This is a genomic window from Nocardia spumae, from assembly GCF_020733635.1.
Classification (GTDB): Bacteria; Actinomycetota; Actinomycetes; order Mycobacteriales; family Mycobacteriaceae; genus Nocardia; species Nocardia spumae.
Map to the genome: position 1 here is coordinate 5940495 of NZ_JAJFZL010000001.1, position 22843 is coordinate 5963337.

16 protein-coding genes are annotated in these 22843 nt (G+C 68.8%); 6 read left to right on the plus strand and 10 right to left on the minus strand.

What is annotated here, in order from left to right; all coding sequences use genetic code 11:
- Window positions 1–40 precede the first annotated feature (40 nt).
- The 3 genes from LKD76_RS26490 to LKD76_RS26500 form a co-directional block, all read right to left on the minus strand.
- A complete protein-coding gene (locus LKD76_RS26490; RefSeq protein WP_227984130.1) occupies window positions 41–1681 on the minus strand; it encodes an acyl-CoA carboxylase subunit beta in 1641 nt (546 codons plus the stop codon).
- Window positions 1682–1829: 148 nt separating this feature from the next.
- Window positions 1830–3182 (minus strand): L-lysine 6-transaminase, encoded by a 1353-nt coding sequence (lat, locus tag LKD76_RS26495; protein WP_255662100.1) that lies wholly within the window; start codon window positions 3180–3182, stop codon window positions 1830–1832.
- A gap of 76 nt (window positions 3183–3258) precedes the next feature.
- The gene (locus tag LKD76_RS26500) at window positions 3259–3711 is read right to left on the minus strand and encodes an Lrp/AsnC family transcriptional regulator (protein ID WP_227984132.1); all 453 of its coding nucleotides are present in this window, start codon (window positions 3709–3711) and stop codon (window positions 3259–3261) included.
- A 97-nt stretch (window positions 3712–3808) separates the two neighbouring features.
- Here LKD76_RS26500 and amaB point away from each other — a divergent pair, with 97 nt between their 5' ends.
- Window positions 3809–5338 (plus strand): L-piperidine-6-carboxylate dehydrogenase, encoded by a 1530-nt coding sequence (gene amaB, locus LKD76_RS26505; protein WP_227984133.1) that lies wholly within the window; start codon window positions 3809–3811, stop codon window positions 5336–5338.
- Window positions 5339–5430: 92 nt separating this feature from the next.
- Here the strand turns inward: amaB and LKD76_RS26510 are convergent, their stop codons facing one another.
- A complete protein-coding gene (locus LKD76_RS26510; RefSeq protein ID WP_227985410.1) occupies window positions 5431–5847 on the minus strand; it encodes a VOC family protein in 417 nt (138 codons plus the stop codon).
- A 200-nt stretch (window positions 5848–6047) separates the two neighbouring features.
- Between LKD76_RS26510 and LKD76_RS26515 the strand changes: the two genes are divergently transcribed.
- The 3 genes from LKD76_RS26515 to LKD76_RS26525 all read left to right on the plus strand — a co-directional run bounded on the left by LKD76_RS26515 (window position 6048) and on the right by LKD76_RS26525 (window position 11830).
- Window positions 6048–10769 (plus strand): ATP-dependent helicase, encoded by a 4722-nt coding sequence (locus tag LKD76_RS26515; protein ID WP_227984134.1) that lies wholly within the window; start codon window positions 6048–6050, stop codon window positions 10767–10769.
- A 15-nt stretch (window positions 10770–10784) separates the two neighbouring features.
- Entirely contained in the window at window positions 10785–11597 is an 813-nt protein-coding gene (locus tag LKD76_RS26520; protein WP_227984135.1) for an Fpg/Nei family DNA glycosylase, read from the plus strand.
- A gap of 65 nt (window positions 11598–11662) precedes the next feature.
- A complete protein-coding gene (locus tag LKD76_RS26525; protein ID WP_227984136.1) occupies window positions 11663–11830 on the plus strand; it encodes a hypothetical protein in 168 nt (55 codons plus the stop codon).
- A 48-nt stretch (window positions 11831–11878) separates the two neighbouring features.
- Here the strand turns inward: LKD76_RS26525 and glpD are convergent, their stop codons facing one another.
- Window positions 11879–13627, minus strand: coding sequence for a glycerol-3-phosphate dehydrogenase (glpD, locus tag LKD76_RS26530; RefSeq protein WP_227984137.1), 1749 nt, complete (start codon window positions 13625–13627; stop codon window positions 11879–11881).
- Between the two features lie 134 nt (window positions 13628–13761).
- Between glpD and glpK the strand changes: the two genes are divergently transcribed.
- Entirely contained in the window at window positions 13762–15261 is a 1500-nt protein-coding gene (glpK, locus tag LKD76_RS26535; protein WP_227984138.1) for a glycerol kinase GlpK, read from the plus strand.
- A 9-nt stretch (window positions 15262–15270) separates the two neighbouring features.
- Here the strand turns inward: glpK and LKD76_RS26540 are convergent, their stop codons facing one another.
- The 4 genes from LKD76_RS26540 to LKD76_RS26555 form a co-directional block, all read right to left on the minus strand.
- Entirely contained in the window at window positions 15271–16467 is a 1197-nt protein-coding gene (locus LKD76_RS26540) for an aminotransferase-like domain-containing protein (RefSeq protein WP_227984139.1), read from the minus strand.
- Window positions 16468–16553: 86 nt separating this feature from the next.
- The gene (locus LKD76_RS26545) at window positions 16554–17744 is read right to left on the minus strand and encodes a DUF8176 domain-containing protein (RefSeq protein WP_227984140.1); all 1191 of its coding nucleotides are present in this window, start codon (window positions 17742–17744) and stop codon (window positions 16554–16556) included.
- 73 nt (window positions 17745–17817) lie between these two features.
- Entirely contained in the window at window positions 17818–18873 is a 1056-nt protein-coding gene (locus LKD76_RS26550; protein ID WP_227984141.1) for a hypothetical protein, read from the minus strand.
- Window positions 18874–19318: 445 nt separating this feature from the next.
- Window positions 19319–20737 carry an NAD(P)H-quinone dehydrogenase gene (locus tag LKD76_RS26555; RefSeq protein ID WP_227985411.1) on the minus strand — a complete coding sequence of 473 codons (1419 nt, stop codon included), beginning with the start codon at window positions 20735–20737 and terminating at the stop codon, window positions 19319–19321.
- Between the two features lie 201 nt (window positions 20738–20938).
- Between LKD76_RS26555 and LKD76_RS26560 the strand changes: the two genes are divergently transcribed.
- Window positions 20939–21421: a gamma-glutamylcyclotransferase family protein gene (locus LKD76_RS26560; RefSeq protein ID WP_039776727.1), complete on the plus strand. Its 483-nt coding sequence runs from the start codon at window positions 20939–20941 to the stop codon at window positions 21419–21421.
- Between the two features lie 64 nt (window positions 21422–21485).
- Here LKD76_RS26560 and LKD76_RS26565 read toward each other — a convergent pair whose 3' ends face one another.
- The gene (locus tag LKD76_RS26565; protein WP_227985412.1) at window positions 21486–22628 is read right to left on the minus strand and encodes a M20 family metallopeptidase; all 1143 of its coding nucleotides are present in this window, start codon (window positions 22626–22628) and stop codon (window positions 21486–21488) included.
- Window positions 22629–22843: the final 215 nt, after the last annotated feature.

A 22843-nucleotide genomic window follows, 5' to 3' on the forward strand; every position in this document is an offset into this window, starting at 1 on the left:
TCGGAAAAAGTGTGCCTCCGCTACCGCACATATCGTCGGATCAGAGCGGAATGTTGCCGTGCTTCTTCGGCGGCAGGGTGACCAGCTTGCGCTCGAGCAGCCGCAGCGCCGACACGATCTGGCCGCGAGTGTGCGAGGGCGGGATCACCGCGTCGACGTAGCCACGCTCCGCCGCGACGTACGGGTTGACCAACGTGTCCTCGTACTCGTTCTGCAGCTCGAGGCGCAGCGCGTCGACATCGGCGCCGTCGGCGGCCGCTTGCTGCAGCTTCTTGCGGTAGACGAAGCCGACCGCGCCCGAGGCGCCCATCACGGCGATCTGCGCGGTGGGCCACGCCAGATTCACATCGGCGCCCATGTGCTTGGAACCCATGACGTCGTAGGCGCCGCCGTAGGCCTTGCGGGTGATGACCGTGATTTTGCCCACAGTGGCCTCACCGTAGGCGTAGAGCAGCTTGGCGCCGCGCCGGATGATGCCGTTGTACTCCTGGCCCGTACCCGGCAGGAAGCCCGGCACGTCGACCAGGGTGATGATCGGAATGTTGAAGGCATCGCAGGTGCGCACGAAGCGCGCGGCCTTCTCGGAGGCGTCGATGTCCAGGCAGCCCGCGAACTGGGTGGGCTGGTTGGCCACGAAACCCACGCTGCGGCCGTCGATGCGGGCGAAACCGACGATGACGTTCATCGCCCGCTCGGCCTGCACCTCGAAGAACTCGTCGTCGTCGACCAGCCGCCGGATGACCTCGTGCATGTCGTAGGGCTGGTTCGGCGAATCCGGGATGATGCTGTCGAGCTCGATGTCCTCGTCGGTCAGCGAATCCTCGATCGCGCCGGTGATCGGGTCGCTGGCCGGGAGGCGGGGAGCCTCGGCACGGTTGTTGCTGGGCAGGTAGCTCAGCAGCTCCTTCACCCAGTCCAGCGCGTCCTGCTCGCCGGAGGCGACGTAGTGCGCGGTACCGGACTTCACCATGTGGGTGTGGGCGCCGCCCAGCTCCTCCATGGTGACCTCTTCACCGGTGACGGTCTTGATGACGTCCGGGCCGGTGATGAACATCTGACTGGTCTCGTCGACCATCACGACGAAGTCGGTCAGCGCCGGAGAGTAGACGTGACCACCCGCGGCAGCGCCCATGATCAGCGAGATCTGCGGGATCACGCCGGAGGCCTGCACATTGCGGTGGAAGATCTCACCGTAGAGGCCGAGCGAGACCACCCCCTCCTGGATGCGGGCGCCCGCGCCGTCGTTGATGCCGATCAGCGGCCTGCCGGTCTTCACGGCCAGATCCATGACCTTGACGATCTTCTCGCCGTAGACCTCGCCGAGGCTGCCACCGAAGACGGTGGAGTCCTGGCTGAAGATGCAGACGTCGCGACCGTCGATGGTGCCGTAGCCGGTGACCACACCGTCGCCGAGCGGACGGTTGTTCTCCTGGCCGAAGTTGACGCTGCGATGCCGGGCCAGTGCGTCCATCTCGACGAACGAACCCTCGTCCAGCAAGGCCAGGATGCGCTCGCGCGCAGTCATCTTGCCCTTGGCGTGGACCTTGTCGACCGCGGCCTCACCCATCGGGTGCTTGGCCTCTTCCAGCCGATTGCGCAGATCAGCCAGCTTCCCGGCGGTGGTGTGGATATCGGGGGCCTCCGCCGAATCCGGCGAAGGCTGCTGCTGGACACTCGTCATGCCCCGGAGTGTAACCAGTGACAAGCTCGCGCGGAATTCCAGTGGGGGCTACCGATGAGTACCCTTATTGACTGCCCGCCAGCAGAAAACCCCTGGTGAAATGCCATAATAGCCGCGCTGTCAGCGCCGGAATCCACCCCCGGAAACATCATCGATTCCGCAGCCGGGCGAGCACCCGATCCACGGCCGCCACCGCGCCGTCGAGTTCGGCGGCATCGACCGTCAGCGCCGGCCGGAAGCGAATTCCCCGTTCGCCGGTGCCCAGCAGCAGGACCCGCTCGGTCTCGCGCAACTCGGCCAGCACGGCATCGCGCAGCGGCGCCGAGGAGAGGGTCACCGCGCACATCAGCCCGCGCCCGCGTGGATCCGTGACGTCGTCATGACGTTCGGCGAGATCGCGCAGCCGGTCGAGCAGCCGCGCACCGAGCTCGGCCGCCCGGTCCGCCAGCCGATCCGACTCGATCACCTCGAGAATGCGCCGGGCCCGGACCATATCCGTGAGATTGCCGCCCCAGGTGGAATTGAGCCGGGAGCTCACCTCGAAGACATTGCCGGGCACCTCGTCGACGCGCCCGCCGGCCATGATCCCGCACACCTGCGTCTTCTTACCGAAGGCGACCACGTCGGGCTGCAGTCCGAGCTGCTGATACGCCCAGGTCGTACCGGTCATCGCCACGCCGGTCTGCACCTCGTCGAGGATGAACAGGGCGTCGTGGTCGTGGCACAGCCGCTGCATCCGCAGCAGGAATTCCGGGCGCATATGCCGGTCGCCACCCTCGCCCTGGATCGGCTCCGCGATGAAACACGCGATGTCGTACGGGTTCTCGGCGAAGGCGGCACGCGCCTGCCCGAGGGCGTGCGCCTCGGCGGCCTCGATATCGATATCGGGACCCAGATACGGCGTCTCGATCCGGGGCCAGTCGAATTTCGGGAACCGAGCGGTCTTGATCGGATCGGTGTTGGTCAGCGACATGGTGTAACCGGTGCGGCCGTGGAACGCGCCCGACAGATGCAGCACCCGGGTACCGAGTTCGGGCGAGCGACCGTGGCGCGCGTTGTGCCGGCTCTTCCAGTCGAAGGCCACCTTGAGGGCGTTCTCGACCGCGAGGGCGCCCCCGTCGATGAAGAACAGGTGCGGCAGGGCCGGATCGCCGAGTACGCGGGCGAAGGTATCGACGAAGCGCGCCATCGCAACGGTATAGATATCGGAATTACTGGGCTTGTTCAGCGCGGCCGTCGTCAGTTCGGCACGGAACCGCTCGTCGTCGGCCAGCGCGGGGTGGTTCATCCCCAGCGCGGAGGAGGCGAAGAAGCCGAACATGTCCAGGTACTCGGTGCCGTCACGAGCGTCGACGAGCCGGCAACCCCGCGAATTCCGCAGGTCGAGTACCAGATCGAAACCGTCGGCGAGCATATGCGCCGACAGGATGTCACGTACGCGCGAAGCAGTGACCGACGCCGTATTCGCAACCTCTGCGTCGGTCGTCCCGGGACGTTCCAGTTCGAGGGTCACATCAGCAGGATACGTAAATATTTACGGTTTCACTACGAACAATCGGATAAATTACGATCAGGTCTCATCTGTCATAAAATGTCTGCAGAATGATGGTACTTCGGGTTCTGACGTTGGCGGTGGCACGGATCTCCTGCAGCAGCTGCTCCAGATGTCGCGGGGAGGCCACCCGGACGAGCAGCATGTAGCTCTCCTCCCCCGCCACCGAATGGCATTCCTCGATTCCGGGGATGTGCTGCAGCAGGGCCGGAGCGTCATCGGGCTGCGAGGGATCGAGAGGAGTGATGGCGACAAATGCCGACAGCAGCTGCCCCAGCGCCTCCGGATCGACCTTCGCCGTATAGCCCCGGATCACCCCGCGCGCCTCGAGCCGGCGCACGCGCGACTGCACCGCCGACACCGACAGACTGGCCTTCTCCGCGAGATTGGACAGGGTGGCGCGGCCATCGGCCATCAACTCGCGGATCAGAAGCCGATCGATATCGTCCAGAACAGGTTTCGCAGGTGCATCCGCCATCAGCGAAGGCTAACCCAGCGCGCGGCGGCCGTGGTCGAAACCGATCTCCCACCGGTGCGAAGTATCCCTCGACCCGATCTCGGAAAAGGAGCCGTACATGACGTCCGCCCCCGTCCTGCCCAGTACCGACGAACTTCGCGACCGCACCGCGCAGTTGTTGCTCGAATTGGGCGTCGATCCGATCGAATCCGGCGATCTCCCCGTCCGCACGCCGATCACCGGCGGGGTACTGCTGCACGCGCGCAGCAGTACCGCCCTCGAGGTGGTCTACGCAATCGACAAGGCGCACAGCGCCTTCGAGTCGTGGCGTACCGTTCCCGCACCCCGGCGCGCGGCGGTGGTGCGGCGACTGGGGCAGTTGCTCACCGAAAACCTCGACGCTCTGGCCGAACTCGTCACCCTGGAGGCGGGCAAGATCGGCGCCGAGGCGCGCGGCGAGGTGCAGGAGATGATCGACGTCTGCGAATTCGCCGTGGGTCTGTCGCGGCAGCTCTACGGGCGCACCATGCCCTCCGAGCGGCCGGGCCACCGGTTGATGGAGACCTGGCATCCGCTCGGCGTGGTCGGGGTGATCTCGGCGTTCAACTTCCCGGTGGCGGTGTGGTCGTGGAATACCGCGATCGCGCTGGTCTGCGGAGACACCGTGGTGTGGAAGCCCTCACAGACGACACCGGCGACCGCTCTGGCCTGCCATGCGCTGCTGCGCCGCGCGGCCGTGGACGTCGACGCGGATCCCGAGATCCACCAGCTCGTCCAGGGCGCCGCGGAGGTGGGCGAGCAACTGGTGGACGACGAGCGGGTCGCACTGGTCAGTGCCACCGGATCGGTCCGGATGGGACAGGCCGTGGCGCCGCGGGTCGCGGCGCGTTTCGGCCGCTGCCTGCTCGAGCTGGGCGGTAACAACGCCGCGGTCGTGACCCCGTCCGCGGATCTCGAACTCACCACGCGCGCTGTCGTTTTCGCGGCCGCGGGCACCGCCGGACAGCGCTGCACCACCTTGCGGCGGGTGATCGCGCACGTGGATATCGTCGGTCCGCTGCTCGATCGGATGAGCGCCGCGTACCGCCAGCTGCCCGTGGGCAATCCACTCGACGACTCGGTTCTGGTGGGGCCGCTGATCGACGGGCGGGCCCATACCGCGATGCGCTCCGCGATCGAGCGGGCGATCGCCGATGGCGGCGAATTGATCTGCGGTGGTGAGCGCGTCGACGTCGGCGGCCCCGATTCCTACTACGTCCGCCCCGCGATTGTCCGCATGCCCGCCCAGACCGCGGTGGTGCGCGAGGAGACCTTCGCGCCGATCCTCTACGTCCTCACCTACCACGAGCTCGACTCCGCGATCGCGCTGCACAACGATGTGCCGCAGGGACTCTCGTCGGCGATCTTCACCGGCGATCAGCGCGAGGCCGAACGCTTCCTCGCCGCCGACGGCTCCGACTGCGGTATCGCCAACGTCAACATCGGCACCTCGGGTGCGGAGATCGGCGGCGCGTTCGGCGGGGAGAAACAGACCGGCGGCGGACGCGAATCGGGGTCCGATTCCTGGAAGGCCTATATGCGCCGCGCCACCAATACCGTCAACTACTCCGCCGAACTCCCACTGGCCCAGGGCATCCGCTTCGGCTGAGGGCGCTCAGCGCTCGGATTCGCGAGGATCGGCCGGAGCCGTCGCACATGGATCCCCCGCGCGCGGAGGGGGTTATCGCGACGGTGCCGGCCTCACCGCCAGGGCATGTGCTGCAGGCACCAGGTGTTGCCGTCGGGGTCGGCGAAGGTGGCCATCAGGACACCGCCGCCCACATCCTCGACCTCGCCGACCGCGATCCCCCGGTCGAGCAGTTTTCCCCGCGCCGCCTCGATATCGGCCACCACGAGATGCAGCCCGTGCAGTCCGCCCGGTGCGGCGTGCATGGCGGGCAGGCCCTCGGACAGCAGAATCGAACATGCGGAACCGGGCGGGGTCAGCTGCACGATCCGCACGCCCGGCGCCGGTGCGACGTCCACATCCAGGTGGAATCCGGCCCTGTCGCGGTAGAACGCGAGCGAGCGTTCGACATCGGTGACCGGAACCGGCACCAGCTCCAGTAGCAGCGCCCCGGGCAGGACGGGTGGGTTGTTCGGATCCTTCGCCTGCATGGGGTCGGCGGGAATCTCGGTGGACGTTTCGGAACGGTCACTCATCGTCGGTCCTGTCGTCGGATCTCCGGATGGCGGATCGCCGGGGCGTCGCTCAGCCTAACCACGTTCACCTCCGCCGGTCGGATACTCGGCGAACTCCGATCCGTCCGACCGGCCGATGGGCCGGCGGTGTCGGTGCCCGGGTGCACACTGAACCCATGCAGCAGTTCGCCCGCCCGACCCAGGAGTGGTTCGACGGCGCGTTCCCCGCGCCCACGGCCGCACAGCTGGGGGCGTGGCAGGCGATCTCCGCGGGCGAGCACACACTGGTCATCGCGCCCACCGGGTCCGGTAAGACGCTGTCGGCGTTCCTGTGGGCCATCGATCGGCTCGCGACCCGGGAACCGCCGCAGGGGCCGCCGCGCACCTCGGTGCTCTACATCTCGCCGCTCAAGGCACTCGCGGTCGATGTGGAGCGGAATCTGCGTGCGCCGCTGGTCGGCATCACCCAGACCGCGGCGCGGCTGGGCACGGCCGCGCCGGAGATCACCGTGGGTGTGCGCTCGGGTGACACCAGCGCGGCCGATCGCCGCACGATGCAGCGCAAGCCCCCGGACATCCTGATCACCACCCCGGAATCGCTGTATCTGGTGCTCACCTCGGCGGCGCGGGAGACCCTGTCGGAGGTCGGCACGGTGATCGTGGACGAGGTGCACGCCATCGCCGGTTCCAAGCGTGGTGCGCATCTGGCGCTGTCGCTGGCCAGGCTGGACCAGCTCACCCCGCGCCGGGCCCAGCGCATCGGCCTGTCGGCCACCGTGCGCCCGCCGGAGGAGGTGGGCCGGTTCCTGGTCGGCCCGGCGCCGATCACGATCGTCGCGCCGCCGGCGCCGAAGACCTTCGACCTGTCGGTCCGGGTTCCGGTCGCCGACATGACCGAGCCGGACGAATCCGATCAGCCCGGGTCGATCTGGCCGCATGTCGACGCCGCGATCGTCGACCTGGTGCTGGCACATCGGTCCTCGATCGTGTTCGCGAATTCACGCCGGCTGGCCGAACGGCTCACCGCGCGCCTGAACGAGGAGTACGCCGAGCGGATCGCGGAACCCGAATCCGCCGACCGCGACGCCGGCCCGGGACGCAAGGAACACGGTCCGCCCGCCCAACTCGGTTCGCCGACCGAGGTCAACCACGGTGCGGCGCCGCTGCTGGCCCGCGCGCACCACGGATCGGTGAGCAAGGAACAGCGCGCGATCATCGAGGACGATCTCAAGAGCGGCCGGTTGCGCTGTGTGGTCGCGACCAGCAGCCTCGAACTGGGCATCGATATGGGTGCGGTGGATCTGGTGGTGCAGGTGGAGGCGCCGCCGTCGGTCGCGGGCGGCCTGCAGCGGGTCGGCCGGGCCGGGCACCAGGTCGGCGAGATCTCGCGCGGCGTGATCTTCCCCAAACATCGCACCGACGTCATCCACTGCGCGGTGACCTCGATGCGGATGAGCGCGGGGCAGATCGAGGAGTTGAAGATCCCCGCCCACCCGCTCGACATCCTGGCTCAGCAGACGGTGGCGGCCTGTGCGCTGGAGCCGATCGATGTCGACGAATGGTTCGAAACCGTCAGGGGGACAGGTAGTTTCGCGAGCCTGCCGCGTTCGGCCTACGATTCGGTATTGGATCTGCTGTCGGGGCGCTACCCGTCCGACGAATTCGCCGAGCTGCGCCCACGAGTGGTGTGGGACCGCGACGCGGGCACGCTCACCGGTCGGCCAGGCGCCCAGCGCCTGGCGGTCACCTCCGGTGGGGCGATTCCCGACCGCGGTCTGTTCCCGGTCTTCATGGTGGGCGAGAAGGCTTCGCGCGTGGGCGAACTCGATGAGGAGATGGTCTACGAATCGCGCGTCGGCGATGTGTTCGCCCTCGGCGCGACCAGCTGGCGGATCGAGGACATCACCCACGATCGAGTTCTGGTGTCGCCTGCCTTCGGACTGCCCGGCCGGCTTCCGTTCTGGCACGGCGATTCGCTGGGGCGTCCGGCCGAATTGGGTGCGGCCCTGGGTGAATTCGTCCGCACGGCCGGGCAGGCGGTCGAGCGCGCACCGGCCGGGCGAATCGACACCCTGGTCCGCGAGGCGGCAGGTCCCGCGGCCGGCGACGGACGAGATCCCGACACCCGCGACGCGAGCCGCACCCCGGCCGCCGCGCGCCGAGGACGCGGTCGTCAGGCCACACCGGGCGGGGAGCTGGTCGAACTCGAACACATCGTGCACGCCGCCGGGCTCGACGATTTCGCCACCGCGAATCTGGTGTCGCTGCTGGCCGAACAGCGGGAGGCCACCGGCCATCTGCCCACCGACCGCACCCTGCTGGTCGAACGCTTCCGCGACGAGCTCGGGGATTGGCGACTGATCCTGCACTCCCCCTATGGTCTGCCCGTCCACGCGCCGTGGGCGCTGGCCGTCGGCGCGCGGCTGCGCGAGCGGTTCGGGGTCGATGCCGCGCCCACCGCGTCCGATGACGGCATCGTGGTACGGCTGCCCGACACCACCGACGATCCGCCCGGCGCCGAACTGTTCGCCTTCGAGCCGGACGAGATCGACGACGTGGTCACCGAACAGGTCGGCGGCTCGGCGCTGTTCGCCTCCCGGTTCCGCGAATGCGCCGCGCGGGCGCTACTGCTGCCGCGCCGGGATCCGGGCCGGCGTGCGCCACTGTGGCAACAGCGGCAGCGTGCGGCCCAATTGCTCGATGTGGCACGGAAGTTCCCGGATTTCCCGATCTTGCTGGAGACCGTGCGGGAATGTCTGCGCGATGTCTACGATCTGCCCGCACTGCGCGATCTGCTGACGAGTATCGCCCGGCGCAAACTGCGGCTGATCGAAGTGGAGACCGCCGCGCCCTCACCGTTCGCCAACGCCTTGCTGTTCGACTACATCGGCCAGTTCATGTACGAGGGCGACAGCCCCCTGGCCGAACGTCGCGCGGCCGCCCTGTCGTTGGACTCGAGCCTGCTCGCGGAACTGCTGGGCCGGGTGGAGCTGCGGGAACTACTCGACGCCGAGGTCATCGAGCACACCGAACGCGAGCTCCAGCGGCTCACCCCCGAGCGGCATGCCCGGGATGCCGAAGGTCTGGCGGATCTGCTGCGGCTGCTGGGACCGCTCACCGCGGCCGAGGCCGCCGCCCGCTGCACCGAGGATCCGGCGCCGTGGTTCGCCGAACTCGCCCGGGCCAAACGAGTTCTGGAGGTGTCGTTCGCCGGGGCGCGGTGGTGGACGGCCGTCGAGGATGCCGCACGGCTCCGAGACGCGCTCGGGGTGCCCCTGCCGATCGGCACACCGGCGGCGTTCATCGAGCCGGTGCCCGATCCGCTCGGCGATCTCGTCGGCCGCTATGCCCGCACGCACGCTCCGTTCACGCTGGACGCGCTGGCACGACGGTTCGGTATCGGCCCGGCCGTGGCCGCCACCGCCCTTCATCGGCTCGGCACCGAGAAGCGCGTCGTGGAAGGCGAATTCACCCCCGGCTCGGCGGGTGCGGAGTGGTGTGACGCCCAGGTGCTGCGACGGTTGCGACGGCGCTCGCTGGCCGCGGCGCGCAAAGAGGTCGAACCGGTGTCCACAGCCGCGTTCGGCCGGTTCCTGCCCGCCTGGCAGCACCTCGGGACCTCGACCCTGCGCGGCGTCGACGGAGTGGCCACGGTGGTCGAACAGCTTGCGGGCGTGCCGATTCCGGCCTCGGCCTGGGAATCGCTGGTGCTGCCCGCCCGCGTGCGGGACTACTCGCCGGCGATGCTGGACGAGTTGACCGCCATCGGTGAGGTGCTCTGGTCCGGCCACGGCGCGATCACCGCCAAGGACGGCTGGATCGCCCTGCATCCGGCAGATCAGGCCCCGATGACACTGGCGCCCGCGGCGCCCATCGATTTCACCGACGTCCAACTCCGGCTGCTCACCGCCTGGGGCGCCGATCCGGCGGCACTGACCGCGCCGCGGCCGGACACCAGCGGCGAGGCGGGCGCGCCGCCGTTCGCGGTGGCGGGCGGGGCCTACTTTTTCCGCCAATTGTCCGATGGCACCGGACTTCTCGACGACGCCGCGGTGGCCGCGGCACTCTGGGAGCTGGTGTGGGCGGGCTATGTCTCCGGCGATACCTTCGCTCCGGTGCGCGCTCGGCTGTCGGGCACCACCCGCAGCACCACCGCGCATCGCACACCGAGGCGCACACCCCGTGGCCGCATGTATCTGCCGCGGCCGGCGGCGCCGACCCGGACCGGTCCCCCCGCCGTCGCCGGCCGCTGGTCCCTGCTGCCACAACGACTGCCCGACAACACGATTCGCGCACATGCCACCGCCGATCTCCTGCTGGAACGCTACGGGGTGCTGACTCGCGGCTCGGTGCAGAGCGAGGAGATTCCGGGCGGATTCGCGCTGATGTACCGGGTACTCACCGAATTCGAGGATCGCGGCCGCTGCCGCCGCGGGTACTTCGTCGACACCCTGGGCGGTGCGCAGTTCTCCACCACCGATGTGGTGGATCGGTTGCGTGGCTTCGATTCCGAACGCGGCGCCGACACCCTGGCGCTCGCCTCCTGCGATCCGGCCAACCCCTACGGCGCCGCCCTGCCCTGGCCCAAGTCGGCGAGCGAAGGCGCCGGGCATCGGCCCGGCCGCAAGGCCGGCGCGCTGGTGGTGCTCGCCGACGGGGAACTGGCTTTGTATCTGGAGCGCGGCGGCAAGACCCTGCTCACGTTCACCGAGGATCCGGCGGTCCGCACCCGAGCGGCGACGGCCCTGGCGGCGCTGGTCCACGACCGCCGGGTCGACTCGCTGGTGATCGAGCGGGTGGACGGAGAATCGGTGCACGGCAACACCTTCGCGGCCTTTCTCACCGACGCCGGATTCGCCGTCACGCCGCGGGGATTCCGGTTGCGGGGCCGGCCGTGAGCGGGCGGTGACGCCGTGCCCGAAGGTGACACCGTCTACCTGACTGCCGCCCGGCTGCGCACCGCCCTGCAGGGAAAGACACTGATCCGCAGCGACTTCCGGGTGCCGCGATATGCCACCCTCGACCTGCGTGACCGGACGGTCGACAGCGTCGGCAGCTATGGGAAGCACCTGTTCGTCCGCACCGAGTCGCTCAGCATCCACACCCATCTGAAGATGGAGGGCAGCTGGCGGATCTACCGGCCCGGGCAACGCTGGACCAAACCCGGCTTCACCGCCCGGCTGATTCTCGCCACCGCCGACGCCGAGGCCGTCGGATTCTCGCTCGGCACCGTCGAGGTGCTGCCGCGGGCCGACGAGCACACCGCGATCGACCATCTCGGCCCGGATCTCCTGGGTCCGGACTGGGATGCCGGCGAGGCGGTCGGGCGGCTGGCCGCCCACGGCGGCGAACCGATCGGACTGGCGTTACTGGATCAGGCCAATCTGGCCGGCATCGGCAATATCTACCGCAGCGAGATCTGCTTCGCGCGGCGCATCCATCCGGCCACCCCGGTCGCGACCGTGCCCGACCTCGCCGGGCTGGTCGATACCGCGCACCGCATCCTCACCCGGGCCGCACACCACCCGCCCTGGCGGGCCGCCGTCTACGGGCGGCAGCGGCAGCCCTGCCGGCGCTGCGGAACCACCGTCGTCGTCCAGCCGCTGGGCGCACCCACGGCCTCCGGCTCCGCCTCCGAGCGCGGCATCTACTTCTGCCCGCACTGCCAGCCACCGCCCGATTCCCCAGATTTGCCGATCGATAGCCATCATTCTTACGGCGGCTAACGTTTCGGTGCCCGCGTGCGACATAGGGGCGATACCACATCGCCACAGGTCGGGAAGCGGGGCAGATGACGGACGTGAGCACCGTGGTGCGTCGGGGCACGCGCCTGATCACACAGTTGCTGATCGCCGCCATCGCCGTCGCCGCCATCGTGCTGTTCAGCTACGCACTGCACTATTCGACGGCAACGGAGAAGCCCAGTTCCGGCCGCATCTCGACCTCGACGCCGCACTGACGGCCACCACGAGTCCGGGGCGGCCGCCGCGACGACGACAGACTCGGTCTAACCCTGCGGGAGCGGAACCGGTTCCAGGATCTCCGGTCGCGGCTCCGGCGCGGCGGCCCGCAACGCGTCGGCGGAGATGTCATCGGGCTGGGTCTGCGACCGCACCTCGGCCTCCACCCGCGCCGCGTACGTACTCACCTCGCGCCGGATCTGTTCGGCGTCCCAGCCCAGCACCGGCGCGACCACCCGGGCCACCTCGTCGGCGCATTCGGTCCCGCGATGGGAGTACTCGATGGAGATACGGGTGCGACGGGCCAGGATATCGTCCAGATGCAATGCCCCCTCCGCCGCCGCGGCGTAGACCGCCTCCACCCGCAGATAACTGGGTGCGTCGGTAATCGGTTGCAGCAGTTCGGGTTTGCCCTCGGCCATATCGAGTACATCGGTGATCAGCGCACCGTAGCGGTTGAGCAGGTGCTCGATGCGATACGGGTGCACACCGTAGGTCTGGGCCAATTGCGGCGTCTGGTTGAGCAGCGCGAAGTAGCCGTCGGCGCCCAGCAGCGGCACCTTGTCGGTGATCGAGGGCGAGACCCGCTGCGGGATATCGCGGGCGGCGGCATCGACCGCGTCGTAGGCCATCACGCGGTAGGTGGTGTACTTACCGCCCGCGATGGCGACCAGTCCGGGTGCGATCCGCGCCACCGCGTGTTCACGCGACAACTTCGAGGTCTCGTCGCTCTCCCCGGCCAGTAGCGGTCGCAGTCCGGCGTACACACCCTGGATATCGTCCTGAGTCAGCGGGGTGACCAGGACCTCGTTGATCCGGTCGAGCAGATAGTCGATATCGGCCTTGGTGGCGGCCGGATGCGCCAGATCCAGATTCCAGTCCGTATCGGTAGTGCCGATGATCCAGTGGTTGCTCCCCCACGGGATCACGAACAGCACCGAGGTCTGCGTGCGCAGGATCAGGGCCGCGTCGCTGGTGATCCGATCGCGCGGCACCACGATGTGCACACCCTTGGAGGCACGCACATGGAAACGGCCGCGGACGTGCGACAACGCCTGCAATTCATCGGTCCACACACCGGTCGCGTTGATCACCACGTGGCCGCGAACCTCGGTCGTGCGCCCGTCCTCGCTGTCGCGCACCTTGACCCCGACCACCCGGTCGGCCTCCCGCAGGAAGTCCACGACCTGGGTGGAGGTCCGGATCACCGCGCCGTAGTGGGCAGCGGTACGGGCGACGGTCATGGTGTGGCGGGCGTCGTCGACCACGGTGTCGTAATAGGTGACACCGCCGATCAGCGCGTCCCGGCGCACGCCCGGCGCCAGTCGCAACGCACCCGAACGGGTCACATGATGTTGTCCCGGAACGGATTTCGCGCCGCCCATGGAGTCGTAGAGCACCAGCCCCGAGGCGACGTAGGGCCGCTCCCAGACCCGGTGGGTCAGCGGGTAGAGAAAGCGCAGCGGCTTCACCAGATGCGGAGCCAGCGTCTTCAGGCTCAGCTCACGTTCCCGCAACGCCTCCCGGACCAGCCCGAACTCCAGTTGTTCCAGGTAGCGCAGGCCGCCGTGGAACATCTTCGACGATCGGCTCGAGGTCCCGGAGGCCAGGTCACGCGCCTCCACCAGGGCCACCTCGAGACCACGTGTGGCGGCATCGAGGGCGATGCCCGCGCCGACCACGCCGCCACCGATCACGACGACGTCGAAATGCTTGGCACCCAGACTCTCCCAGCTCGCCTCCCGTTGTTCGGGACCCAGCTCGCCGGTGTGCTGACCGTGTGATTTCTCGTTCATCGCCTCGACTTCCTCCGCACTGTTCGGTGGGATCGTCCTGCGCTACTCGTCGGTAATCGGCTTCTACCCTAGTCCACCTGCGGTCCTGCGGCGATGTGATGCGCGGCGCGTGAGAGGTTTAGTAGCCTGCACGGATGCGACGCTTCGTGGCCGCCATCGATCAGGGGACTACCTCGAGCCGATGCATCGTCTTCGACCACTCCGGCCGCATCGCCGGCCTCGCCCAGCGCGAGCACGAACAGCTGTTCCCGCAGCCGGGCTGGGTCGAACACGACCCCGAAACAATCTGGCGCAATACCGAATTCGTGATCGGCGCGGCCCTGGAGAACGCCGGCGCGAGTCCGGCCGAGATCGCCGCGGTCGGCGTCACCAATCAGCGGGAGACGACGGTGGTCTGGGACCGGGCCACCGGCGAACCGGTCGCCGACGCCATCGTCTGGCAGGACACCCGCACCGCGGCCCTGTGCGAACAGCTCGGCGGCGAGGTCGGCGCCGGGCGCTACGCCGACCGGACCGGCCTGCCGCTCAGCACGTACTTCTCCGGTCCGAAGCTGCGCTGGATCCTCGACAACGTCGAGGGTGCCCGCACTCGCGCGGAGGCCGGAGAGTTGTGCTTCGGCACGATGGACAGCTGGATCGTATGGAAGCTGACCGGCCGCCACCTCACCGACGTGACCAACGCGTCGCGCACGATGCTGATGAATCTGCAAACCCTGCAATGGGATTCGCAGATCTGCGCCGAATTCGACATCCCCGTCTCGATGCTGCCGCAGATCCGCAGCTCCTCGGAGGTCTACGCCGAGATCACCTCGGGGCCGCTGGCGGGGGTTCCGGTCGCCGGCATCCTCGGCGATCAGCAGGCGGCGACGTTCGGCCAGGCCTGCCTGGTGCCCGGCGAGGCCAAGAACACCTACGGCACCGGCAATTTCATGCTCCTCAACACCGGCACCACCCCGGTGTTCAGCAAGCACGGGCTACTCACCACCGTCTGCTACCGGCTCGGTGACCAGCCCGCGGTATACGCGCTCGAGGGATCGATCGCGGTCACCGGATCGCTGGTGCAGTGGCTGCGCGACAACCTCGGCCTCGTCGAATCGGCCGCGGATATCGAACCGCTGGCCCGCACCGTCGACGACAACGGCGGCACCTACATCGTCCCGGCGTTCTCGGGCCTGTTCGCACCGCGCTGGCGCCCGGATGCCCGCGGTGTGATCACCGGACTGACCCGTTTCGTCACCAAGGCACATCTGGCCCGAGCGGTGCTGGAGGCCACCGCGTTCCAGACTCGCGAGGTGCTGGACGCCATGCGCGCGGATGCCGAAGCGGAGAACCTCGGGGTGGAACTGACGACCCTGAAGGTCGACGGCGGCATGGTGACGAACGAGCTGCTCATGCAGTTCCAGGCCGATATTCTCGACGTTCCGGTGGTCCGGCCGGTGATCACCGAAACCACCGCACTCGGTGCCGCCTACGCGGCCGGACTGGCCGTCGGCTACTGGCCCGGCACCGACGATATCCGTGCCAACTGGGCCGAGGACAAGGTGTGGCGGCCGGTGATGCCGGCGACGGAACGCGATCGGCGCTACGCCGAGTGGAACAAGGCCGTGGAACGCACCTACGGATGGGCGCAGTAGGGCCGGAGGTCACCGCGCGGCGGGATCGCCCGCCTCGACCGCTCGTGCCAGCCGATCGACCGCATCGGTCAGAACGGCCGCATCGGAGGTGGTGAAGCACATCCGCATCGACGCGCGGTAGCTCTGCGAGACCGCGAAGGCGGAGCCCGGAACATAGGCCACGCCGTGGTCGAGGGCCCGCGGCAGCAGGTCCACGGTGTCGGTGCCGTCGGTGAAATCGACCCAGACGAACATGCCGCCCGCGGCGTCGGTACTCACCACACGGTCGCCGAAGCGATCGCGCAGCGCACCCACGAGCGCGCCGGCCCGCTCACCGTAGATGCCGCGCACCTTGTCCAGGTGTGCGCCCAGCCAGGCCTCGTCGGCGAGCAGATCCGCCGCGATCTGCTGGGTCAGCGCCGAACCGCACAGGTCCGCACCCTGTTTCAGCAGCTCCACACCGCGGCAGACGGTGTTCGGAGCGACCATCCAGCCGACCCGCAGCGTCGGGGCGAGGATCTTCGAGGCGCTCGACAGCCGAATCACGTTGGGCGAGTAGGACGCGACCGGTTCCGGAGCGGGGCGATCGAACCAGAGTTCACCGTAGGGATCGTCCTCGACCACCCAGAAGTCATACCGCTCGGCGAGCGCGGCCAGTGCCCGCCGTCGCTCGGCGCTCAGGGTCACCCCGCGCGGATTGTGGAAATTGCTGACGGTGTGCACGAGCGCGGGGCGCTCGCCGCGCGCCAGCAACTCCTCGAGCGCGTCGACCCGCATACCGTGTTCGTCCAGCGGCACCGCGACGATGCGCGCACCCGCCGCCCGGAACACCTGCAGCGCCCCGACGTAGGCGGGATCCTCCACCACCACCAGCGCACCCGGATCGATCAGCACCTCACCGAGCAGGGACAGCGCCTGCTGCGAACCGTGGGTGATGAACACGTCCCCGAGCGGGACCGGGCGACCCAGCCGCACCGACTCCCGGGCGGCGACGACCTCGCGCAGCGGCCCCCATCCCGCCGATTCGGTGTACTGCAGCCGGGCCCGGTCGGCGAGTGCCGATTCCGCGGACCGGGCGATCGCATCGCGCGGCATCAACTGTTCGTCGGGCAGCCCGCCGGCCAGGCTGACGATATCCGCGCGGGCGGTCAGCTTGAGCAGGTCGCGAATCGCCGAACTCTGCAGCCCGTCCAGCCGATGGGACAAGGGTGGAGTGTGCGGCGACATGCGGATACCTCCGGACGAAAGGGTGGTCACTCCACTTTCGCACAGAGGCATCCAGGATATGAACTTATATTCTCATAGTGTGAGATTTAGAACGATTGGATCAGCTGGATGAGGTTCCGGCCGCCCTGGTTCACCGTGGTGATCACCTCCAGATACAGCGACTGGGTGCCGTCCGGGTGGTGCTCGGTCACCTCGACGTTGAACTGGCTGGGCGCGGTCGAGGCGATCCGCAGGCAATAGGTCGTGCCCTGCGGGATGTGGTCGTCGATGGTCTTCTGCAGGTCCGGCGGCGGCTGCACATTGGCGCCGGGCGCGATGAAGGTGTGCGCCTTCTCCGCATTGCGCTCGGTGTAGTACGCGTGCTGGTAGCCGAAGATGGCATTCGACCCGCTGGAGGTGTCGCCCGGTCCGTTGCCGTAGACGATGTTGCCCTCGGTCCGCGCGGCACAGTTACCGCTCGCACCGGTCGCCCCGCCCGGCTGCGCGTTGTTCGAGGTGTCGTCGCCGCCGCGGGTCGCGAAGACGATCACCACGATCAGCGCGACGACCAGAACGGCCGCGGCGCCGATACCGCCGTACAGCACACCGCGATTGCGATGGGTCTCGTCGAGGTCCGGACCGGCGGCCGGGCGCGACGGCGCCAGCTTCTTGGCGAGATCGTCGTCGTCCCACAGTGAGCCCGAGCCCGCCTTGGCATCGGTGCCAGCGCGCGGGACAGCCAGTTTCTTGGCCAGTTCGTCGTCGTCCCACAGCGACCCCGGCTTCTCCCGCGGCGGCGCCGGTGGAAATCCGGAATCGTCCTTCCACCAGGAACCACGATCGCCGTCGGAACCCGAGGAGCCGGCGGAGTCGAGATAGCGCACCGTCTCCGGGCTCCGGGCGGGATTCGCACCCTGCTTCGGTTCGGGAACAGCGTTGCGGCGTGCCTCGGGAGCGCGCGAGGCCTCCGGGGCCGAATGCCGGACGGTCTCGGGTGCCGGGGTCGAATCCGGCGCGCGATACTGAGCGGGCGGCGGCGGCACCGACGGCTGCGCGGGAGCGTCGGCCGGCTGCCAGCCGAGATTCGGCCGCTCGGGCTCGCCGACCGGCGACCAGCCCACAGAACGCGATTCCCCGGTGGGCGGCCCGAAAGCACCCGATTCCCCGGTGGGCGGCCCGAAAGCGCCCGAGTCACCGGTCGGCGGTCCGAAGTCGTTCAGTGGTGGTCCGAATCCGGAGACCGGCGGGCCGAATTCCGACTCGCCCTCGTCCCGGCCCTGTTCGTCGCCGGAAGCCATCACCCGTTCCTTCCCCGAGACACACGCGTGGGGCGGTCGCGAACGACCGCCCCACGCGTCGATTCAGTCTGAATCAGTACTGGACCGTGCCACCCCACTGAGTGGTCGCACCAGCGACATTCACTGTTTGCGGAGCGAAATCACCCTGCGGGAGTCTACCAACCTGAGCGGCGGCATCCAGCGCGGCCGCACCACCGGGCTGCTGCTTGATCCAGCCCTCGACGGCCGCCTTCGCCGCATTGGGCTGGGTGGTGTCGACGTAGTTCTCGGACTTCAGATCGTCGAAACCCGTGGCATGGGTGTACGAGGTGATCTTGACCTTGTTGGCCTCGACGAACTCCACCGAAATACCCGCGTCACCGACCGCGTTCGGAGTGCGGTAACCGACGGTGCCGACATACCCGTCCAGGTTGCTGAAGTGATGGGTGTTGGCGATGTAGCCCGGCGCCAGCCCGCCACCGTCGACGTTGGCGCCGACCTCGGTGTGCGGACCGGTCATCTGCACGACCGGCGCGGCCGGCGCGGCCTGCAGGCTCGGCGAGGTCCACTGCGACTGCGGGGCGCTGTTGTCACCGCCCTGTCCGCGCAGGGTGTCCATCTGGCTGTCCGGCGTACGCGGCTTCTCCGGCGTCACCGCCTGGCCGGGCGCCTGCTGCCCCGGCTTGAGCTGATCGGCCTGGCCGCCCGGGTTGTGCTGATCCGGCACGATGGCCGGCTGCACCTGACCGCCCTGACCCGGCACCGGCAGCGGCGCGACGCGTGGGGTGGTGACACCCGGCTGCGTGGGCGAGGCCAGATTCTGGTCCGGCTTCGGCTGATTCGGAGTGGTGACACCCGGCTGGGGAGTCGTCACGCCCGGCTGGCTCGGACTGGTGGTGCCCGGCTGGTTCGGAGAGGTGACGCCCGGCTGCGACGGGCCGTTCTGCTGTCCGCCCGGCGCGTCCTGGCCCGGAGTCGTCGGTGCACCGTTGTTGTTGTCGGTCTGCGCCGGCGCCTCGTTGGTGGCCCCCGGCTGCGCGGGAGTGGTCGGCACATTCGGCTGATCCACCGGTGCGGCACTCGCCGTTCCCGACGACAGGATGGTCGCCACCGCGGCCGCAGTGGCCAGAGGCAACGATGTGGTGGCCATCGCTCGCTGCGCCCGACTCGGCTTACGATGTTTCACTGTCCCGCAATCCCTTTCCCGAAGCCCGGCCTTGTCCTCGACCGACGAATGCCGTTCGATGAGGCCGTCTCCATTCGTCCCTCATCGATGCCCCGGCCGCGCCCCGCTGCGGCGTGGAGCCGCCCGCGGATTCCCGGCCCGGGAAAGGTGATTCCCCCCGCGCGTGAACCTACCAGCCGCCCACCAGTGACATCTCTGCGGGAAGTGAACCACACGAACAAGTTTCAGGCAACAGGGATGTTTCGCACCCCTGGGAAGGCGGGTTGGTGGGCCTTCGCCTCACTCCGGCGGGTTCCCGGCCCCTGCGCGGAGAACCACTCGGGCGCACCGTTTCGACGATGTCCGCGACACCGGCGTCCTCGCCCGTCGTTCCCACGGCTCCGGCTCGTTCGCCGCAGCTCCGGCGCTCTCAGTCCAGGTCGTCGTGGCGCATCAGCTGACGCGCGGCCTCGGTGACCGATCCCGACAGCGAGGGATACACCGAGAACGTCTGCGCGAGATCGTTCACCGTCAGATTGTTCTGCACCGCGATCGCGATCGGCAGGATCAGTTCGGAGGCGATCGGCGCGACCACCACGCCGCCGATGACCACACCGGTGGCGGGACGGCAGAAGATCTTCACGAAACCGCGCCGCAGACCCGACATCTTGGCCCGGGGGTTGGTGTTCAGCGGCAGCATCACCGTGCGGGCCGGGACCTCCCCGTTGTCGATGGAGGTCTGGCTGACGCCGACGGTCGCGATCTCGGGGCGGGTGAACACCGCCGAGGCGACGGTCTTCAACCGGATCGGCTGCACCCCCTCGCCGAGTGCGTGATACATCGCGATCCGGCCCTGCATGGCCGCGACCGAGGCCAATGGCAGCAGGCCGGTGCAGTCGCCCGCGGCGTAGATGCCGGGTACCGAGGTCCGCGACACCCGGTCGACGCGCAGATAGCCACCGCGATCGAGTTCTATACCGATGCGCTCGAGCCCCAGATCATCGGTGTTCGGTGTGGAACCCACGGTCATCAGGGCATGCGATCCGGTGACGGTGCGCCCGTCGGAGAGTTTGACCACAACCCCGTCCGCGGTGCGTTCCACGGCGTCCGCACGGGCCTGTTTGACCAGCTCCACCCCGCGTTCGGCGAGCGCGTCCTCGAGCACCAGGGCGGCGTCGGCGTCCTCGCCGGGCATCATGCGGTCGCGGCTGGAGACCAGCTTCACCTTGACGCCCATTTCGGTGTACGCGGAGACGAATTCGGCGCCGGTGACACCGGAACCGACCACGACCAGCGTTTCCGGCAGTGCCTCGAGGTCGTAGAGCTGGCGCCAGGTGAGGATCCGTTCACCGTCGGGCTCGGCGCCCTGCAGCACCCGTGGGCTGGCGCCGGTGGCGATCAGCACCACCTCGGCCTCCATCACCCGCTCGGTGCCGTCCGCCAGGGTCGCGCGCACCAAATGCGTGGCCAGACCGGCGATCTGGTCGATCAGCTGACCGCGGCCGTTGAGGATGGTGACCCCGGCGGCCTGCAGTTTGGAGCGGATGTCGGAGGACTGCGCCTGGGCCAGCGCCTTCACACGGGAATTGACCTCCGACAGCCGCACCTGGGCCTGGGCCACGTGCACGGTGATACCCAGATCACGCGCGCGGCGCAGATCGGTGCGCACACCGGTCGAGGCGATGAATGTCTTGGACGGAACACAATCCCACAGCACGCACGCCCCACCGATACCGTCGGAGTCGATCACGGTGACCGTGGCTCCGTGCTGAGCCGCCACCAGCGCCGCCTCGTAGCCGGCGGGGCCGCCCCCGATGATTGCTATGCGGGCCATGTGTACCTCCGCTATCGAGCTGTGCGGCCGGGATCTCCGGCACTGCCGTCAACGTTATCGGTCCTGCTCTCCCCAGTTTTGACCGCGTCAGGTGTGACGTTGCGCGTGTCACCTTCCTGTAATTCGCCCGACATCTGTCGCCCGGTCCGGAGACGGCCGGACCCCGAACCCGGCCGGATCGAAACAAGCGGTCCGTACATTCGATACTCTTGCCAGGTGCCGATATACGCCGCCTACGGATCCAATATGGATCCGGAGCAGATGCTCAAGCGCTGTCCGCACTCCCCCGTCTACGGAACGGGCTGGCTGGAAGGGTGGCGGCTGACCTTCGCGGGCGACGACATCGGCTGGGAGGGACCGCTGGCGACAGTGGTCGAGGATCCCGGCTCCCGGGTGTTCGTCGTGCTGTACGACGTTTCCGCCGAGGACGAGCAGAGCCTCGATCGGTGGGAGGGTTCGGATTTCGGTATCCACAAGAAGATCCGCCTGCGGGTGTCTCCCAATTCGGGCACCGGCACCCAGCCGGTGCTGGCCTGGCTCTACGTCCTGGACGCCTACGAGGGTGGCCTGCCCTCGGCCCGGTATATCGGCGTGATCGCGGATGCCGCGGAAAAGGCCGGTGCGCCAGCCGATTATGTGCACGCGCTGCGCACCCGCAACAGCCGCAACGTGGGGCCGGGCACCTTCGGCTCGATGTAGTTCCGCGACGAGGTGGTTCCCCGAAGGCGGCCCGCCGAGTGATCGCACCCGACGGGCCGGATGGTCAGCGTGCCTGCAGGACCAGGTTGGTCATCACCCGCACCCCGGCGGCCAGCGCCCGTTCGTCGATATCGAAGGTCGGCTGGTGGATGTCCAGCTGCGGGCCCTCGCCCGGCCACACACCCAGCCGCGCCATCGCCCCCGGCACCTCCTCGAGGTACCAGGAGAAGTCCTCGCCGCCGCCGGACTGCGGGGTGTCCGACAGCGCGTCCGGGCCCAGTCCGAGAATCGCGTCCTCGAACATGCGGGTGGAGAACTCGTCGTTGACCACCGGCGGCACACCGCGCTTGTAGTTCAGCTGATACCGGACCCCGGTGGGGGCGAGCAGACCGTCGACGATCTCGCGGACCATCGGCTCGAGCAACGACCACGTGGCGTGGTCGCCGGTGCGCACGGTGCCGGTGAGCATGCCCGTCTGCGGAATCGCGTTGGGCGCCTTACCGGCCGACACCGCGCCCCACACCATGACCGTGCTGGTCCGCGGGTCGATCCGGCGGCTGAGCAGGCCGGGCAGGCCGGTGATGACGGTGCCGATGGCGTAGACCAGATCGCTGGTCAGATGCGGACGCGAGGTGTGACCGCCCGGGGAATCCAGGACCAGCTCGACGGTGTCGGCCGCCGAGGTGATGGCCCCGACCCGGACCCCTACCTTGCCGACCTCGAGCCGGGGATCGCAGTGCAGCGCGAAGACCCGCGACACATCGTCCATCGCACCGGCGGCGACCATATCGATCGCACCACCGGGCATGACCTCCTCCGCGTGCTGGAAGACCAGCCGCACACCGACCGGTAACTCGTCCAGTTCGGACAGCGCCAGCGCGGTGCCGAGCAGGATCGAGGTGTGCGCGTCGTGGCCGCAGGCGTGCGAGACGCCGGGCACAGTCGAGGCGAACGGGCGGCCCGTGTACTCCTGCAACGGCAGGGCGTCCATATCGGCGCGCAGTGCGATACGCGGCCCGCTGGGGCCGATATCACAGACCAGACCGGTTCCCGTGGGCAGTTTGCGCGGTTCGAGTCCCGCCTTGACCAGCCACGATTCCACGAATTCTGTGGTCGCGTGCTCGGCCCGGGAGAGTTCCGGGTTGGCGTGGATGTGGCGGCGCCAGCCGATCAGCTCGGCACCGTGCTGACTCAGCCACGCCTCGATCGCCGCCTGACCGGCCGCGACCTCGGCCTGCCGCCCGGCCGCCAGGCCGGTGTGACGACAGGTGCCCGCCTCCGGGCCCGCCGCGGTACCGGGCTGCCGTCCCTGCAGGCCCGTGGTCCTCACCTGGCGGCTCGCCGATGCGGGAGAGCGAGATCCGGCCCCGGAGTCGCCCTCCGAGGCATCGTCCTCGCGGCCCGCCGGTGACCGGCCGATCG

Bases quoted from the DNA above. Each gene is read 5' to 3' on its own strand.
- LKD76_RS26490 (WP_227984130.1), bottom strand. From the start codon at position 1,681: ATGACGAGTGTCCAGCAGCAGCCTTCGCCGGATTCGGCGGAGGCCCCC.
- LKD76_RS26500 (WP_227984132.1), bottom strand. From the start codon at position 3,711: ATGGCGGATGCACCTGCGAAACCTGTTCTGGACGATATCGATCGGCTT.
- amaB (WP_227984133.1), top strand. From the start codon at position 3,809: ATGACGTCCGCCCCCGTCCTGCCCAGTACCGACGAACTTCGCGACCGC.
- LKD76_RS26510 (WP_227985410.1), bottom strand. From the start codon at position 5,847: ATGCAGGCGAAGGATCCGAACAACCCACCCGTCCTGCCCGGGGCGCTG.
- LKD76_RS26515 (WP_227984134.1), top strand. From the start codon at position 6,048: ATGCAGCAGTTCGCCCGCCCGACCCAGGAGTGGTTCGACGGCGCGTTC.
- LKD76_RS26525 (WP_227984136.1), top strand. From the start codon at position 11,663: ATGACGGACGTGAGCACCGTGGTGCGTCGGGGCACGCGCCTGATCACA.
- glpD (WP_227984137.1), bottom strand. From the start codon at position 13,627: ATGAACGAGAAATCACACGGTCAGCACACCGGCGAGCTGGGTCCCGAA.
- glpK (WP_227984138.1), top strand. From the start codon at position 13,762: ATGCGACGCTTCGTGGCCGCCATCGATCAGGGGACTACCTCGAGCCGA.
- LKD76_RS26540 (WP_227984139.1), bottom strand. From the start codon at position 16,467: ATGTCGCCGCACACTCCACCCTTGTCCCATCGGCTGGACGGGCTGCAG.
- LKD76_RS26545 (WP_227984140.1), bottom strand. From the start codon at position 17,744: ATGGCTTCCGGCGACGAACAGGGCCGGGACGAGGGCGAGTCGGAATTC.
- LKD76_RS26550 (WP_227984141.1), bottom strand. From the start codon at position 18,873: ATGGCCACCACATCGTTGCCTCTGGCCACTGCGGCCGCGGTGGCGACC.